General features: G+C 73.5%; 14 protein-coding genes. 1 reads left to right on the plus strand and 13 read right to left on the minus strand.

All coding sequences use genetic code 11. The annotated features are described in order from the left end of the window. Window position 1: 1 nt before the first annotated feature. From manD to O7635_RS26970, 7 genes are read right to left on the minus strand one after another with little or no spacing between them, the layout of a single operon-like run. Window positions 2-1,210, minus strand: a complete 1,209-nt coding sequence (gene manD, locus O7635_RS26940) for a D-mannonate dehydratase ManD (protein WP_278083271.1) — start codon at window positions 1,208-1,210, stop codon at window positions 2-4. A 15-nt stretch (window positions 1,211-1,225) separates the two neighbouring features. After that, entirely contained in the window at window positions 1,226-2,065 is an 840-nt protein-coding gene (locus tag O7635_RS26945; protein WP_278083272.1) for a TIM barrel protein, read from the minus strand. Continuing rightward, complete coding sequence (locus tag O7635_RS26950) at window positions 2,062-3,171, minus strand: Gfo/Idh/MocA family oxidoreductase (protein ID WP_278083273.1); 1,110 nt, start codon at window positions 3,169-3,171, stop codon at window positions 2,062-2,064. Before O7635_RS26950 ends, O7635_RS26945 begins: the two co-directional genes overlap by 4 nt. Beyond that, window positions 3,168-4,001, minus strand: coding sequence for a sugar phosphate isomerase/epimerase family protein (locus O7635_RS26955; protein WP_278083274.1), 834 nt, complete (start codon window positions 3,999-4,001; stop codon window positions 3,168-3,170). Before O7635_RS26955 ends, O7635_RS26950 begins: the two co-directional genes overlap by 4 nt. After that, window positions 3,998-4,864 carry a carbohydrate ABC transporter permease gene (locus O7635_RS26960; RefSeq protein WP_278083275.1) on the minus strand — a complete coding sequence of 289 codons (867 nt, stop codon included), beginning with the start codon at window positions 4,862-4,864 and terminating at the stop codon, window positions 3,998-4,000. The genes O7635_RS26955 and O7635_RS26960 overlap by 4 nt, the downstream gene beginning before the upstream one ends. Beyond that, window positions 4,861-5,754, minus strand: coding sequence for a sugar ABC transporter permease (locus O7635_RS26965; RefSeq protein ID WP_278083276.1), 894 nt, complete (start codon window positions 5,752-5,754; stop codon window positions 4,861-4,863). The genes O7635_RS26960 and O7635_RS26965 overlap by 4 nt, the downstream gene beginning before the upstream one ends. Continuing rightward, window positions 5,751-7,085, minus strand: coding sequence for an extracellular solute-binding protein (locus O7635_RS26970; protein WP_278083277.1), 1,335 nt, complete (start codon window positions 7,083-7,085; stop codon window positions 5,751-5,753). The genes O7635_RS26965 and O7635_RS26970 overlap by 4 nt, the downstream gene beginning before the upstream one ends. Window positions 7,086-7,206: 121 nt before the next feature. Here O7635_RS26970 and O7635_RS26975 point away from each other — a divergent pair, with 121 nt between their 5' ends. Then, the gene (locus O7635_RS26975; protein WP_278083278.1) at window positions 7,207-8,217 is read left to right on the plus strand and encodes a LacI family DNA-binding transcriptional regulator; all 1,011 of its coding nucleotides are present in this window, start codon (window positions 7,207-7,209) and stop codon (window positions 8,215-8,217) included. A gap of 402 nt (window positions 8,218-8,619) precedes the next feature. Here O7635_RS26975 and O7635_RS26980 read toward each other — a convergent pair whose 3' ends face one another. From O7635_RS26980 to rhaI, 6 genes are all read right to left on the minus strand, one after another. Next, window positions 8,620-9,831: a hypothetical protein gene (locus tag O7635_RS26980; protein ID WP_278083279.1), complete on the minus strand. Its 1,212-nt coding sequence runs from the start codon at window positions 9,829-9,831 to the stop codon at window positions 8,620-8,622. 106 nt (window positions 9,832-9,937) lie between these two features. Beyond that, complete coding sequence (locus tag O7635_RS26985; RefSeq protein ID WP_278083280.1) at window positions 9,938-10,591, minus strand: VOC family protein; 654 nt, start codon at window positions 10,589-10,591, stop codon at window positions 9,938-9,940. A gap of 32 nt (window positions 10,592-10,623) precedes the next feature. Continuing rightward, entirely contained in the window at window positions 10,624-11,784 is a 1,161-nt protein-coding gene (locus tag O7635_RS26990) for an MFS transporter (RefSeq protein ID WP_278083281.1), read from the minus strand. Beyond that, window positions 11,781-13,196, minus strand: a complete 1,416-nt coding sequence (locus tag O7635_RS26995; RefSeq protein ID WP_278083282.1) for a rhamnulokinase family protein — start codon at window positions 13,194-13,196, stop codon at window positions 11,781-11,783. Before O7635_RS26995 ends, O7635_RS26990 begins: the two co-directional genes overlap by 4 nt. Beyond that, entirely contained in the window at window positions 13,193-15,217 is a 2,025-nt protein-coding gene (locus O7635_RS27000; RefSeq protein ID WP_278083283.1) for a bifunctional aldolase/short-chain dehydrogenase, read from the minus strand. Before O7635_RS27000 ends, O7635_RS26995 begins: the two co-directional genes overlap by 4 nt. Further along, window positions 15,217-16,398, minus strand: coding sequence for an L-rhamnose isomerase (gene rhaI, locus O7635_RS27005; protein ID WP_278083284.1), 1,182 nt, complete (start codon window positions 16,396-16,398; stop codon window positions 15,217-15,219). The genes O7635_RS27000 and rhaI overlap by 1 nt, the downstream gene beginning before the upstream one ends. Window positions 16,399-16,425 lie beyond the last annotated feature (27 nt).

Consider the following 16,425-nt stretch of genomic DNA (forward strand, 5'->3'; position numbering starts at 1 on the left):
CTCACCAGCTGTGCAGGGTGCCGTCCTCGAGGCGGTTGACCGGCAGCGCGGCCGGGCGGTACGGGTACTGCGCCGCCAGTTCCTCGTCGATGTCGACGCCCAGGCCCGGCTTCTCCGAGGGGTGCAGGTAGCCGTCCGCGAAGTGGTAGCCGTGCGGGAAGACCGCGTCCGTCTCGGCCGTGTGGCGCATGTATTCCTGCAAGCCGAAGTTCGGGATCGCGATGTCGAGGTGCAGCGCCGCCGACATGCAGACCGGCGACAGGTCCGTGGCGCCGTGCGAGCCGCTGCGCACGTGGTAGAGCGCGGCCAGGTCGAAGATGCGGCGCAGGTGGGTGATGCCGCCGGCGTGCACGACCGTGGCCCGGATGTAGTCGATCAGCTGCTCGGTGATCAGCTGCTGGCAGTCCCAGATGCCGCTGAAGATCTCGCCGATGGCGATCGGCGTGGTGGTGTGCCGGCGGATCAACCGCAGGCTCTCCTGCAGCTCGGCCGGGGTCGGATCCTCGATCCAGGTCAGCGCGTACGGCTCGAGCGCCTTGCCCAACCGCGCCGCCTCGATCGGGGTGAGCCGGTGGTGCACGTCGTGCAGGAGTCGCAGCGCCGGGCCGAACTCGTCGCGCACCCGGGCGAACACCGACGGCGTGTGCGCCAGGTAGCGCTCGGTCGACCAGACCGCCTCCGACGGCACCGCGGCGTCGGCCGGCTCGTAGAACATCTTGTCGCCGCTGACGCCGTACGTCGTCGCCAGTCCCGGCACGCCCGTCTGCACCCGGACGGCCCTATAGCCCAGGTCGACGTAGCGGGCCACCTCGACCAGCACGTCGTCGACGGTCTCGGCGTTCGCGTGCCCGTACACCGTGACGCCTTCGCGACTGCGACCGCCGAGCAGCTGGTAGACCGGCAGGCCGGCGGCCTTGCCCTTGATGTCCCACAGCGCCGTGTCGACCGCCGCGATCGCGGTCATCGTCACCGGGCCGCGCCGCCAGTAGGCGCCCTTGTAGAGGTATTGCCACGTGTCCTCGATGCGGGAGGCGTCGCGGCCGATCAGCGTGGGCGCCACGTGGTCGCGCAGGTAGCTCGCCACCGCCAGCTCGCGCCCGTTGAGCGTGGCGTCGCCGACGCCGGTCAGGCCGTCGTCCGTCACGATCTTGAGGGTGACGAAGTTGCGACCGGGGCAGGTGACGATGACCCGCGCGTCGACGATCTTCACGGCTGCCTCCGAGGGTCAACCCGCGAGGGTACGCAGGTAGGCGAGGTTGTCCCGGGTGCGCTCCGCCAGCGGTAGCGCCGTCGAGAAGTCTTCCACGGTCACCCAGCCGGTGTAACCGACGGCCCGCAGCGCGGCGAAGTAGGCGCCGAGGTCGGCCTGGCCCTCCCGCAGCGGCGCCCAGTCGGCGGCCCACGCGGTCGACCCGTCCGGCCGTGTGCCCACCGGCCGCCAGGCCACGTTCTTCACGTGCACGTGCGCCAGATAGGGCCCGAGCAGCTCGAACGCCGAGCGGTGGTCCTCGTGCCCCTCGTGGATCAGGTTGCCGACGTCGTGGATGACCGCCACGCGGGCCGGGTCGAGGCCGTCCACCAGCCGCAACGCGGCCGACGCCGACGCGGCCACGGTGCCGTGGTGCAGCTCGACGAGGGCGGTCACGCCGTGCGCGGACGCCCGGCCCGCGGCCCACTCGAGGTCGGTCCGGGCGGCGGCGAACAGCTCCGGGTACGGCGCGGGGCCCAGCTTGGGCATCGTGATCCTGACCCGGCCGGCGCCCAGGGCGGCGGTCGCGGCCAGCACCCGCTCGACGTCGTCGTGGTCGCCGCACGGCACATAGGCGCCGACGGCGGAGAAGTCGAGGCCGGCGCCCCGCGTCACCTCGGCGATCTCGGGCAGCTTCGACTCCAGCCCGGTCAGGGGCCAGGTGGCGCGGTTCCCGGCCCAGAAGCCGGGCGCGGCCGCGTCGGCCTGGTCGGTGACCCGCCACTCCACGCCGTCCCAGCCCTGCGCGGCCAGCTCCCGCGCCGCCTCCGCGGGTGTCCACTCCGGAGTCGAGGCCGTGAAGACCGAGAACCTCACCGGGTCACCTCCACCACGTCGTCGAGCGCGCCGCGCAGCACGTCGTCGAACGCGACCGGGCGGCCGAGCGCGGCCGACGCGTACACCGCGTAGACGGTCGCGACCGCGAGCAGCCCGTCGTGCAGGCCGACGCCGGGTGGCCGCCCCCCGTCGATGGCGGCCACCACGTCGTCGTACTGGCGGAGATGTCCCTGCACGAAGCTGTCGTCGGGCTTGGCCGCGCCGCGCAGCTCGCCGGCCGGCACCGCGTCGGCCGCGCGCTCGACCGGCGCCGGACCGGCCGTGGCGTTGAGGAACTCGAGCTGGTCGTCGTGGATGACGGCGGAGCCGGCGGTGCCGTGGACCTGCAGCCGCACGCCGATGCCGGGATGCCCGGCCGTCGTGGCGTGCAGAGTGGCCAGCGCGCCGGACGCGAAGCGCAGCACCGCGACCGCCACGTCCTCCACCTCGATGCCCTCGTGGGCCAGCCGCGCGGTGAAGGCGGAGACGGTCACCGGCGTGCCGAGCAGCCAGAGGAGCAGGTCGACCGTGTGCACGCCCTGGTTCATCAGCGCGCCGCCGCCGTCGAGCCGCCACGTGCCGCGCCACTCGGCCGAGTCGTAATAGGACTGTGCGCGCCACCACGGCACCGACGCCACCGCGGAGGTGAGCCGGCCGAGACCGCCCGCGCGGGCGGCCGCCGCGACCGCCACGCTCGCCGGGTCGAACCGGTGCTGGCTGACCACCGAGGCGACCAGCCCGCGGGCCGCGAACGCGTCGGCCCGGTCGGCGAGCCGGCGGGCGATCCGCGGCGCGGTGTCGAGCGGCTTCTCGACGAGCACGTGCGCGCCGGCCTCCAGCGCCCGCTCGGCCACCTCGACGTGCAGCCCGGTCGGGGTGCAGACCGTGACGAGGCCGCCCGGCACCAGCGCACCACCGGCCAGGTCCGCGAACCGTTCGGGCGCCGGGTGGCCCGCGTCGGCCACCCGGGCGGCCAGCGCGTCGCGGGCGGCGGCGTCCGGGTCGACGACCGCGGCCACCCGCAGCCGGGTATGGCGGAGCACCGCGTCGGCGTGCGTCTCGCCGATGATGCCGGCGCCGACCACCGTGACGGGGATTGTCGTCATGCCGTCTGGACTCCGATCTCGTGGGTGAGCGCGGCGAACGCCCGGGCGGCCCGGCCGAACTCCGCGGGGCCGGAGAAGCCGCCGGTGGCGCTCTGCAGGGCGAGGTGCGGTTCGAGCGAGGCGAAGCCGGCGTAGCCGTCGTCGCGCAGGGCGGTCAGCGTCTCCCGGAGCTCGCCGTCGCCCGCGCCGGCCGGCACCACCTCGCCGGTGTCGGCCATCGCGTCCTTGACCTGCAGATATTCGAGGTACGGGCGGAGCTGTGCGTAGCCGTCGGTGAACGGCCGCACGCCGACCTGCACGAAGTTGGCGTTGTCCCAGGCGACCCGCAGGGCGGGGGAGCCGACCGACTCGACGATGTCGCGTACGCGCTCCGGTGTGTCGCCGTAGATCTCCTTCTCGTTCTCGTGCACCAGCACGACCCCTTCCCGCTCGGCCGTCGCGGCCCAGTCCCGCATCCGGGTCAGCACCTCGTCGCGGATGTCCTGCGCGGTGACGCCGGGCGGGCGGTAGAACGAGAACAGGCGGATATAGCGGCAGTCGAGGCGGTGCGCGGCGGCGATCGCCCGGGTCAGGCGGTCGCGCTCGCCGGCCGGGTCGTCGGTGATCTGCACCTTGCCGATGGGCGACGCGATGGCCGACACCGCCATGCCCCGTTCGGCGAGCAGCGCGGCGATCCGGTCGAGCCGGCCGGCGTCGAGGTCGACGACGTTGACGTCCCAGGCGCTGCGCAGTTCGAGATGCCGGGCGCCGAGGGCGGCCAGGACGGCCAGCTGCACCACGGGATCCGGATCGATCTCGTCGCCGAAGCCGGACAGTGTCCACTGTGTCATCGCACGCCTCCCGTCGTCAGGCCGGCCACCAGGTAACGCTGGAAAACGAGGTAGAGCGCGACCACCGGGACGGCGCAGACCAGGGCGGCCGCCATCAGCTGCCCGTAGACCGGAAGCGCGCCGCCCTCCTGGCTCGCGCCGAAGATCTGCAGCTCGACCGCGGCCGTGCGGGTGTCCGGATTGGTGAGCACCGAGGCGAACAGCACGTCGTTCCAGCCGAGCAGGAACGCGAACACGCCGCTGACCACCAGGCCGGGCCAGCTCAGCGGGGCGATCACCCGGGTCAGCACCCGCCACGGCGACGCGCCGTCGACCCGCGCCGCCTCGTCGAGCTCCGGCGGCAGCTCACGCAGGTAGGTCACCATCACCCACGTCGAGAACGGCAGCGCGAAGGTGAGGTAGGTGACGAGCACCGCCCACCGGGTGCCGATGATGGTGACGCCGAGCGCGGTGGCGGCGCTGGCGAACAGCACGAACACGGGCAGCAGCAACAGGGTGCCGGGGATGCTCTGCAGCGCGAGCAGGGCGCGCAGCACCGCGACGCGGCCGCGGAAGGCATAGCGCACCAGGACGTACGCGGACAGCAGCGCGACGAACGCGCTGACCACGGCCACGGCGCCGGCGACCAGCACGCTGTTGACCAGGCCGCGGCCGAGCCCGGTGGTCGACCAGATCCGGGCGTAGTTGTCGATGTGGAACCCGTCCGGCCACAGCGCGCCGCGCGCGACGGCGAGGTCGGAGCTGACGCTCGCGAGGGCCATGTAGGCCAGCGGGCCGAGGGTGACGAGCAGCAGCACGGCCAGCACGACGGCGCGCAGCGGGCCGGGCAGCAGGCGGGCGACGTCTTCCGAGCGGGACCTCATCGCGAACCCCGGTCCCGGCCGGTGTCCAGGCGCACGGCCCGCAGGTAGACCGCCATCGGGATGGCCACGAGGACCAGCGAGACCACCGCCATCGCGACGCTCAGCCCGAACTCGAAGTTCTGGAAACTCTCCACATAGGTCAGCACGGGCAACACCTCGACGTCGTACGGGCTGGGCACGCCGAACAGCACGAACGGCAGCGTGAAGCTGTTGACGTTGTGCAGGAAGGAGATGACCAGCGCCAGGGAGACCGGGCCACGCAGCTGCGGCAGGACCACGTGGCGCAGCTTGGCCCACCAGCCGGCGCCGTCGAGGGCCGCGGCCTCGTGCACGGTCGCGTCGACCGACTGCAGGCCGGCCGCGGCGAGCAGGTAGACCAGCGGCCAGCCGGCCCAGAGCTGCACGAGCACCAGCGCCCAGAAGCTGCGCGGGCCGTTGAGCCACAGCCCGTCGGTGCCGAGCACCCGGTTCGCGATGCCGTCCGGCTGGAGGATGATCCGCCAGGTGCTGCCGACCACGAACGCCGGGAGCACGTAGGGGACCAGCAGGACCGAGCGGACGAGACCGCGGCCCTTGAACCGGTCCTGGGTCGCGACCGCCGCCGCCAGGCCGAGCGGCAGGCAGCCGACGGTGACGAGCGCGGAGTACGCGATGCTGATGCCGATCGCGTGCACCAGGTGTGAGTCGCGGACCGCCTCGACGTAGTTGTCGAACGCGATGAACTCGGCGCCGACCCACTCGCGGATGGAATATTGGTCGAGGTCGAGCAGCGAGATGTAGAGCGCGAGCAGCAGCGGGGCGACGATGACCAGGAGGGTGAGCACGCCGCCCGGCAGGAACATCCAGAGTGGACGTCCCTGCCGGGTGGCGGTGCGGCGCGGCCGGGTCACTTCGCCTTGTCGAGCGCTTCTTGCGCGGTGGTCTGGGCCTGGCCGAGCAGGCCGGTCAGCTTGCCGTCGTCGACCCGGCCGGCGGACAGGTCGGGGATCGACTGCACGACCACGTTGGTCAGCGCGAGCTGCACCTGGCTCCAGCCGCCGGTGAACGGGGTGTTCTCGGACTTGCCGGCCGACTCGACGATCGCGGCCAGCGCCGGGTCGCTGCCGAGCTTGTCGGCCGCGGCCTGGTTGGTCGGCAGCTCGCCGAACGTCCGGTAGTAGCTCGTCTGCATCTCCTCGCTGGTGAGCAGCTTCACCAGGGCCAGCGCGAGGTCCTTGTGCTTGCTGTATTTCGCGACCACGACGTTGTCGCCCGAGAGGATGCTGGTCGCGCCGACTCCGCCGGAGGGGAGGCTGGTCGCGCCGGGCGGGATCGTCGGCATCACGGCGTACGCGTACTTCCCGGCGACCTTCGACTTGTCCAGCGTCACCTTGGAGCTCGCCGAGACCATCGGCAGGAACGCCGCCTTGCCCTCACCGAACGCCGCGATCGCCTGGGCGTTCTTCCAACCGACGGCGGCGGGGTCGACCACCTTGTCGGTCGCCAGCCAACCCAGATAGGTCTCGTAGGCCTTCTTGGTGTTGGGGCCGTCGAGCGCGGCCCTGCCGTCCTGCACCACCGGCGTGCCCGCCTGGATCGTCATCGCCCAGATGAACTTCCACGGGTCGAAGCCGTCGGCGTAACCGATCGCCAGGCCGTGCTGCCCGCCCTTGGTCAGCTGCTTGGCCTGGTCGCGCAGGCCGTCCCAGCTGTCGGCGGGCTTGTCGATGCCGGCCGCCGCCAGCATCTCCTTGTTGTAGGCCATGACGAACGGCCGGCTGGCGAACGGGATGCCGACCTCGTGCTCCTGGTCGGGCCCGGAGATGCCCAGCGTGGCCGGGAGGAACCGGTCGCGCCCGCCGACCTTGTCCCAGTCGTCGGCCTTCAGTTCGACGAACGCGCCCGTCGCGTACGCCGTGGGGGTGAAGGTCGTGCCGAGCGCGTAGACGTCGGGGCCCTGGCCCGCGACCACCGACGTCTGGATCTTCGTCAGCTCGTCGTTGGCGGAGGCGAACGTCTCGAACCGCACGGTCGCGCCGGTCTCCTGCTTGAACTTGTCGGAGACCTCGGCGAACCACTGCCGCTGCTGCTCGGGATAGATGTTGTTGACGCCCATGAGCATGGTGAGGGTGACGCCCTCGTTGTCGCCGCCGGCTCCTTCGCCGTCGTCGGAACCGCAGGCGGCCAGGCCCGCGGTCAGGGCGAGGGCGCCGGCCAGTGCGACGAACCTTCTTCTGTCCATAGGAACTCCTGCGAGGGAGTGGGGATGGTCGATGGGGTGATGTGTGGGCCGACGCTGCCACCCCGGTCAACCCGATGACAACCGTTTGCCATGTGTTGCCATCGATGGTTGGCTGGCGACCGTGACGGAGAGCGGGCGGCGCCGGCCGGTGACGATCGCCGACATCGCGGCGGCGACGGGCGTGGCGACCTCGACGGTGTCGCGTGCGCTGTCCCGGCCGTCCCGGGTCAGCGCGGCCACCCGGGAGCGGATCCAGGCGGCGGCGCGGGAGCTCGACTACGTGCCGCACCCGCCGGCCCGAGCGCTCGCCTCGGGTCGCACCGGCACGGTCGCGCTGGTGGTCTCCGACGTCACCAACCCGTTCTACTTCGGCATGATCAGGGGTACGCAGCAGCAGCTGAAGGCGGCCGGCTACGCGCACCTCCTGATCGACACGGAGGACTCGGCCGACCACGAGATCGAGATGCTGCACACGATGCGCCGCTCACTCGACGGCGCGATCCTGGGCGCGTCCCGGTTGCCGGCGCGGTCGCTGGTCGCCCTGGCCGCGGAGATCCCGCTGGTCACGGTCAATCGCAACGTGCGCGGCGTACCCAGCGTCGTGATCGACACCCCGGCGGGCATCGCGCAGGCGGTCGAGCACCTGGTCTCGCTCGGCCACCGGTCCATCGTCTACGTAGCGGGCCCGACCCAGTCGTGGTCCAACCAGGCCCGCTGGCAGGCGATGCGGGTGGCGCTCGCGCGGCACGGGCTCCCGGCCGAGCGGGTCGGCCCCTTCCCGCCGGGCCGGGGCTCGGGCACGGCGGCGGCGGACGCGGTCCTCAACAGCGGCGCGACGGGGTGCGTGGCGTTCAACGACCTGTTCGCGATCGGCATGCTGACGCGGCTGCGGGAGCGCGGCGTGCGGGTGCCGGCGGACGTCAGCGTGGTCGGCTGCGACGACATCTTCGGCGCCGACTTCAGCAACCCGCCGCTGACGACCCTGACCGCGCCGATCGAACAGGCCGGCCGGATGGCGGTGTCGCTGCTGGTGGCGGGCCTCGACCACCGGGCGCCGCAGCCACAACGCCGCGCGGTGGTGCTGCCGACCTACCTCACGGTGCGCGAGTCGACCGGCCCGATGACCGGCTGACCTGACCGCACCCGGACCGCCCGGACCGCGGACCGCGTGGACCGCCCGGACCGCGTGGACCGCCCGGACCGCGTGGACCGCCCGGACCGCGTGGACCGAGTGGACCGCGTGGACCGCGCGGACCGCGGACCGCGGACCGCGGACCGCGTGGACTGTCCGGACCGCCCGGTCCGCCCGGACCGCGGACCGCGGACCGCGTGGACCGCCCGGTCCGCCTGGACCGCCCGGTCCGCCCGGACCACCCGGTCCGCCCGGACCACCCGGTCCGCCTGGACCGCCCGGCCCGCGTGTACCGCGTGTACCGCGGACCGCCCTAACCGGCGCGCCGGGTCCTCGTCGGCGACGTCCCCGGCGCCGCGACGCGCGGGCCGGCGGTCATGGCGTGCGCGGCTGATCGCCGGGTCAGGGCGTCTTGGCGGCGCGGAGGAACAGCGTGGTCCAGTGGACCGCGGCCACGCGGCCGTCCTTCAGCACGGTCAGCGAGGTCGGGACGCCGAGGCAGCCGAGTTCCTCTCGGATCCAACCGTCGGGGCTGCTGTGCCAGGCGGCGGCGCACTCGCGGGTGCCGCCGGACTCCTCGGTTTCCTGCTCCTCGCCCGTGCTGCTGACGGCGAGCAGCTCGCCGCCGGGCAGCACGGTGGCCGCGGTGATCATGCGGGCGTTGGCAGCCGCTTCGTCGCGTTGCCAGTGTTGGCCGTCCGGCGACGTGAGCACCAGGGCCGCGCCGCGGAGGTCGCCGTCGGCGCCGCCCAGTGCGACGAATCGCCGGCCGTCGTGGAGCAGCAGGGGGAGCTGGGGGTCGCCGCCCAGGTCGGGGATCGTGCCGGTCTGCCAGGTTCGGCCGCCGTTGGCCGACACCCACGTACGGATGGCGTAGTGCTCGTTGGGTCGCGCGCTCGTGCCGATCGCCACCAACCGTCCGTCGGGCGCCGCGGCGACGGCGTTGACGCCGACGCCAACGGCGCCATCGGCGGGCAGGTCGACCGCGCGCCAGCTGACCCCGTCGGCGGACAGCCACGCCAGCGGGCGGTCGTTGTCGCGGCCGACCGCGACGTAGCCGTCCCGCGTCGTCGTCAGCGCGATCGGGCCCACGTGGCTGGCCTGCGGGTCCTCGCCGTCCGCCGCGTCGAAGCGGGCGACGGTCCGCCACCCCTCGGGCGTGCCGTCGCCGCGCAGGATCGACGTGTTGTAGGCGTAGGCGTCGTTCGCGAAGGTGTGCTTCGCGATCGCCAGGTAGCCGCCGCCGCGGGCCGGCACCGCCGACAGGATCCCGTTGCGGTCGTCGCCCGGCAGGTAGTCGCCCTGCGGCCGCTTGGGTGGCGTCACCACCTCGGCGGTGGCGCAGTCGCCGGTGCCGACCCAGTAGGCGGTGGACAGCCCGTCGCGGCCGAAGCCCGTGAAGCACCGCTTCGGGTCCGCGAGCAGGACCTGCGGCCCGCCCATCCACTCGTCGTCGACCGGGAAAGCCCGCTCGACCACCCGCCACGCATCGGCCGCGTCGGTGCGGTCGGGGCGCCGCCCCGTCGCCCCGTCCCGCACCAGCACGGCCCCACCCACCGCGACGGCGAGCACCGCCACCGCGGCGCCCACCACGACCCCCGTCGACTTCCGCACCGCGCCACCCTCCCACGCGCGGGCAAGCTCGAGGTTGAGCCCGCATACTTAGAACCGCTCGGCTTCGCCCCTGTTCGTGGTCGCCCCCCTTCCGGCCGCATCGCGGCTAGTCGCGACCCTGCCAGGTCGTTATGCAGATCTCGTTGCCTTCTGCGTCCGCCAGGATCCAGAACGCGGGGGCGCCCGCCGAGGAGACCAGCCGCCCGCCGGCCGCCTGGGCCGCCGCGATCCGGCCCGCGGCCTCGTCGTGCGGCAGGCACAGGTCGAAATGGATGCGGTTGCGGTGCGGGCGCGGCTCGTCCATCTGCTGGAACCAGATCGCCGGCCCCTGGCCCGCCGGGTCGACGAGCCCGCCGCCTCCCGGCTCGGCGGCGTAGCCCAGCACCGCCGCCCAGAACGGTCGGATCGCCGCGATGTCGAGGGCGTCGATGGCGATCTCGAGCAGCTGGAGGGCACCAGTGGACGGCGACCCGGCGTGCTCGACGGCGGTCGAGACACGCCGGGCCAGGTCGACGTCGCGGCCCGTGACCTCGCCGCGGGAGAGCGACTGCAGCGCGAGCACGACCCGGTCCGACCGTAGGTCGACGCGTAGGTGCCCGTCGGCGTCGTCGCCGCACGCCGCGACGGCGCGCGTCGCGACGGCGGCCGCCTCCGCCAGTGATCCGACCGGCACCGCCGCGCGCAACGATCCCAGCAGGAACCGCCAGCCCAGGTCGAGAACCGCGTCCGAGGCCTGCTGGCGGGTCAGCGTCTGCTCCATGGCGACATCCTGACAGCCACCACCGACAAGTTTCAGCGTGCGGCGCCCTCGCGCAACGCCCCGCTGAGGAACGTCGCCACGCCGAACAGCACGGCCACGACCACGAGCGCCCGGAGTACGGTCAGCCGGTCGCCGAGCAGCCCCAGCAGCGGCGGACCGGCGAGGAACGCGCAGTAGCCGATCGTCGCGACCACGCTCACCCGGCCCGCGGCGAACGCGGGGTCGGCGGCCGCGGCGCTCATCCCGACCGGGAAGCCCAGCGCCGTGCCCAGCCCCCACAGCACCGCCCCGGCCAACGCCAGCGGCAGCGCCGGCGCGAACACGAACAGCGCGGCGCCGACCAGACCCGTGACCGCCAGCCCGCGCAGCACCGGCACCCGGCCGTAGCGGTGCAGCAGCCACGGCCCGCACCACCGCCCGGCGGTCATCGCCGCCAGGAACGCCGCGAAGGCCAGCGTGCCGATCGCCGGCGCCGCACGGTGCCCGTCGACCGCCGCGATGACGATCCAGTCGTTGCCCGCGCCCTCCGCCAGCGTGAAGGCCAGCACGAAGAGTCCGATGAGGAGGGTCTGCGGCTCCCGCCAGGCGCCGAAGCCGGTCCGCGGCGCCGGCCCGGCCGAGGCGGGCTCGTCAGGAAGGAAACCACGCGCGAAGCCGGGCACGCACCCGGCCACCACCACGGCGACGACGCCCAGGTGCACCGCCACCGGCACGGACAGCGCCACCAGCGCGGCCCCGACCAGCGCGCCGGCCACGGTGCCGACCGAGAACCCGGCGTGCAACCGCGACATGATCGGCCGGCCGAGGTGCCGCTCCAGCACCGTCCCTTGCAGGTTCATCGCGACGTCCCACGCCCCGGTGGCGGCGCCGAGCACGAACAGGCCGACCACCACCGGCAGCACGGCCACCAGCGCGCCGACCGCCGCCGTCGCGAGCCCGACGGCGAACAGCACCGCACTGACGGAGACGACCCGCCGCGACCCGTGCCGGGCCACCACCGGACCGGCGAGGACCAGCGCGAGCACCGAGCCCGCCGACCCGGCCAGCAGCGTCAGGCCGAGCCCGCCGGGAGTCAGGCCGAGCTGGTCGCGGATCTGCGGAATGCGGGCGAACAGGCTGGCGAACGCCAACCCCGACGCGCCGAACGCGGCGAAGGTGGCGACCGTCGCCCCGCGTAACGACTCCGGGGTCACCCCAGCCGACCGGCCGCCGCGTCCCACGCCGCGGTGTCGCCGCGCGGCTCGTAGCGCCGCACCTCGTGCGTCTTCCGCACCAGCTCGCGCAGGGCGGGCAGGTCGCCGCGCACCACGCCGGCCGCGCGCGCCTGGACAAGCACGTTGCCGACCGCCGTCGCCTCCACCGGACCCGCCAGCACCGGCAACCCACAGGCGTCGGCGGTCAGCTGGCACAGCAGCTCGTTGTGCGCGCCGCCGCCGACCAGATGCACGACCCGCACCTCGCGCCCGGACAACGACTCCGCCGCCCGCACCGCCCGCCGGTGGGCCAGGGCCAGACTGTCCATGATGCACCGCACCAACGCCGGCCGCGTCGACGGAGCGCGCTGGCCGGTGCGCCGGCACTCGGCGGCGAGCCGCTCCGGCATCTCGCCCGGCGGCAGGAACACGGGGTCGTCCGCGTCGACGACGGCGCCGAACGCCGGCTCGTCGGCCGCCGCCCGCAGCAGCGCGGCGAGCTCGGCGCCACCCCACGCGCGTACGCATTCCTGCAGCAGCCAGAGCCCCATCACGTTGCGCAGGTAACGGATCGTGCCGTCGACCCCGCCCTCGTTGGTGAAGTTGGCCAGCCGACTGGCCTCGGTGAGCACCGGCACATCGAGCTCCACACCGACCAGGGACCAGGTGCCGCACGAGATGTACGCGAAGTCGGTCCCGTCGGCCGGCACCCCGACCACGGCGGAGGCGGTGTCGTGGGACCCGACCGCCACGACGTCGGTGGCATAGGGCAGCTCGGCGCGCACGGGACCGATCCGGTCGCCGGGCCGGCGCAGCGGCGGGAACAGCTCGAGCGGCAGCCCGGCGTCGGCGATCAGGTCGGTCGCCCAGGCGCGTGCCCGCACGTCGTACAGCTGGGTGGTGGAGGCGTTGGTCTCCTCGGCCCCGACCGAGCCGGTGAGCCAGAAGGCGATCAGGTCAGGGATCAGCAGCAGGTGCCGGGCGGCGGCGAGCTGCGGTGTGCCGGCCGCCGCGGCCAGCTGGTAGAGCGTGTTGAACGGCAGCTGCTGCAACCCCGTGGTGGCGTAGAGCCGCTCCTCGCCCAACCGGGCGGCGGTCGCCTTCCAGACCGCGTCCGTGCGGGAGTCCCGGTAGTGCACGGGATTGCCCAGCAGGGCCCCGGTCGCGTCGAGCAACCCGTAGTCGACGGCCCACGAGTCGATCCCGACGCTGTCGACGGGGCCGGCGGCCCGCAACCCGTCGAGGATGCCCGCGTAGAGCGCGAGGACGTCCCAGTGCAGCGTGCCGCCGGCCCGTACGGGCTGGTTGGCGAACCGGTGCACCGTCGTGAGGTCGAGCCGGCCGTCGCCCAGCCGGCCGACCACCACGCGCCCGCTGGCGGCGCCGAGGTCGACGGCGGCGTACGCGCTCACCGCAGGAACGCCGCGGCGACCCCGGCGTCGACGGGCACGTGCACGCCGGTGGTGTGCGACAGGTCGCCGGCGGTGAGGGCGAACACCGCGTTGGCCACGTTCTCCGGCAGCACCTCCAGCTTGAGCAGGGTGCGCTGGGCGTAGTACGCGCCGAGCTCCTCCTCCTTGACCCCGTAGACCGCGGCCCGCTTGGCGCCCCAGCCGCCGGCGAAGATGCCGGAGCCGCGTACGACGCCGTCGGGGTTGATGCCGTTGACCCGGATGCCGTGCGGGCCGAGCTCGGCCGCCAGCAGGCGCACCTGGTGGGCCTGGTCGGCCTTGGCCGAGCCGTAGGCGACGTTGTTGGGGCCGGCGAACACGGAGTTCTTGGAGGAGATGTAGACGATGTCGCCGCCGCAACCCTGGGCGACGAGGATGCGGGCGGCCTCGCGGGACACCAGGAAGGAGCCCTTGGCCATGACGTCGTGCTGGAGGTCCCAGTCGGCGTCGGTGGTCTCCAGCAGGGGCTTGGAGACGGACAGGCCCGCGTTGTTGACGACCAGGTCGACGCCGCCGAACGCGAGGCTGGCCTGGCGCAGGGCGGCCACGACGGCGGCGGTGTCGGTGACGTCGGCGGTGACCGGGATCGCGACGTCGGTGGTGCCGATCTCGGTCGCCACGCGGGCCGCGGCCGCGCCGTCGCGGTCGGCGACGACGACGCAGGCGCCCTCGGCGGCGAGGCGGTGGGCGATGGCGCGGCCGATGCCGGAGCCGCCGCCGGTGACGAACGCGACCCGGCTCGCCAGCGGCCGGGGCTTGGGCATGCGCTGGAGCTTGGCCTCCTCGAGCCGCCAGTATTCGATGCGGAACTTCTCGGCCTCGTCGATCGGCGCGTAGCGGGAGACCGACTCGGCGCCGCGCATCACGTTGACGGCGTTGACGTAGAACTCGCCGGCGACCCGGGCGGTCTGCTTGTTGGCGCCGAACGAGAACATGCCGACGCCGGGCACGAGCACGATCGCGGGGTCGGCGCCGCGCATCGGCGGGGAGTCGGGCGTGGCGTGCCGCTCGTAGTAGGCCCGGTAGCCGTCGCGGTAGGCGGTGTGCAGTGCGCGGAGCCGGTCGACCACATCGGACAGCTGCGCGGTCGGCGGCAGGTCGAGGACGAGCGGGCGCACCTTCGTACGCAGGAAGTGGTCGGGGCACGACGTGCCGAGCGCGGCCAGGCGGGGGTGCTCGGCGCGGGCCAGGAAGTCGAGGACCTCAGGCGTGTCGGTGAAGTGGCCGACCACGCGCCGGTCGGTGGAGGCGAGCCCGCGGATCACCGGGGCGAGCGCGGCGGCCCGCTCGCGTCGCTCGGGCTCGGGAAGGGGCTCGTGAACGACCGGCCCGAAGGGCTCCGGCCGGCCGTGCTCGGCGAGGTAGGCGGCCGCCGTCTCAATGATCTCCAGCGAGTTGGCCTCGCACTCGGCGCTGGTCGCGCCCCAGGCGGTGATGCCGTGCCCGCCGAGGATCACGCCGATCGCCTGCGGGTTGGCCCGGCGGACGGCGGCGATGTCGAGGCCGAGATGGAAGCCGGGACGCCGCCACGGCACCCAGGCGACCCGGTCGCCGAAGATCTCCTTGGTCAGGGTGGGGCCGTCGGCCGCCGTGGCGAGCGCGATGCCGGAGTCGGGGTGGAGGTGGTCGACGTGGTCGGCGCCGACGAGGCCGTGCATCGCGGTGTCGATCGACGGCGCCGCGCCGCCCCGGCCGTGCAGGCAGTAGTCGAACGCGGCGACCATCTCGTCCTCCCGGTCGACGCCGGGATAGACGTCGACCAGCGCCCGCAACCGGTCGAGCCGCAGCACCGCCAGCCCGGCGGGCGTCAGCGTGCCGAGGTCACCGCCGGAGCCCTTGACCCACAACAGTTCCACGTCACCGCCGGTGACCGGGTCGGTGGCCGTGCCCTTCGCGGACGTGTTGCCGCCCGCGTAGTTGGTGTTGCGCGGGTCGGCACCCAGCCGGTTGGACCGCTGGATCAGGTCATCCACCGTGGACATCAGGCTCCCCAGCCGGCGGCCTGGCCGCCGACGCGCTCGGCTTTGACGGTTTCGTGGTAGCCGGACCGCTTGTAGGCGCCGACCGGATCCGGGTCGAGCCCCATCTCCTCGCGCAGCGACCGCAGCAGGGGCCGGACATCGGTGTGGTACGCGTCCATCAGCACGTCGTTGGCGGCAAGCACGTCACCCGCGCGCTGGGCGGCGGCCAGCGCGGTCGCGTCGACGAGCAGGGCCTTGGCGGTGGCCTCCTGCACGTTGGTCACGGACCGGATCACCGCCTGGATCTTGGGCTCGATGTTGTGGCACTGGTCGAGCATGAACGCTATCCCGGCGGACGACGTGAGGGCGTCCGCGGACACGATCTCGCACATGATGCGGAACAGCTGGAACGGGTCGGCCGCCCCGACCATGAGGTCGTCGTCGGCGTAGAACCGGGAGTTGAAGTCGAACCCGCCGAGCTTTCCCGCGCGCAGGAGGACGGCGACGATGAACTCGATGTTGGTGCCGGGGGCGTGGTGCCCGGTGTCGATGACCACCTGGGCCCGGTCGCCCAACGCCAGGCAGTGGGCGTACGCGGTGCCCCAGTCGGGCACGTCGGTGGTGTAGAAGGCCGGCTCGAAGAGCTTGTATTCCAACAGCATCCGCTGGTCGGCGCCGAGCCGGTCGTACGTCGAGCGGAGCGCCTCGGCGAGCCGGTCCTGGCGCGTGCGGATGTCGTCCTGGCCGGGGTAGTTGGTGCCGTCGGAGAACCACAGCTTGAGGTCACGGGAGCCGGTGGCGTCCATGATGTCGACGCACTCGAGGAGGTGGGCGAGCGCCTTCGCCCGTACGCGTGGATCGGGGTTGGTCACCGAGCCCAGCTTGTAGTCGTCGTCCTGGAACACGTTGGCGTTGATGGCGCCGAGGCCGATGCCGCGCTCCTTGGCGAACGCGGCGAGGGCGGCGTAGTCGTCGACCTTGTCCCACGGGATGTGCAGCGCGACGGTCGGAGCGACGCCGGTGAAGCGGTGCACGGTGGCGGCGTCGGCGATCTTCTCGTAGGGGTCGCGGGGGACACCCTCCTGGGCGAAGACCTTGAAGCGGGTGCCGGAGTTGCCGAACGCCCAGGAGGCGGTCTCGATCCGCTGGTCGTGCAGCGCCGCCAGCACGCGGCTCCGGGTCGCCTGGGCAAGCTCGGTCATGTCTGGGTCCTCCGCGCCGGCACGTGT

This window comes from Asanoa sp. WMMD1127 (genome assembly GCF_029626225.1).
In the GTDB taxonomy this organism is placed as follows: domain Bacteria; phylum Actinomycetota; class Actinomycetes; order Mycobacteriales; family Micromonosporaceae; genus Asanoa.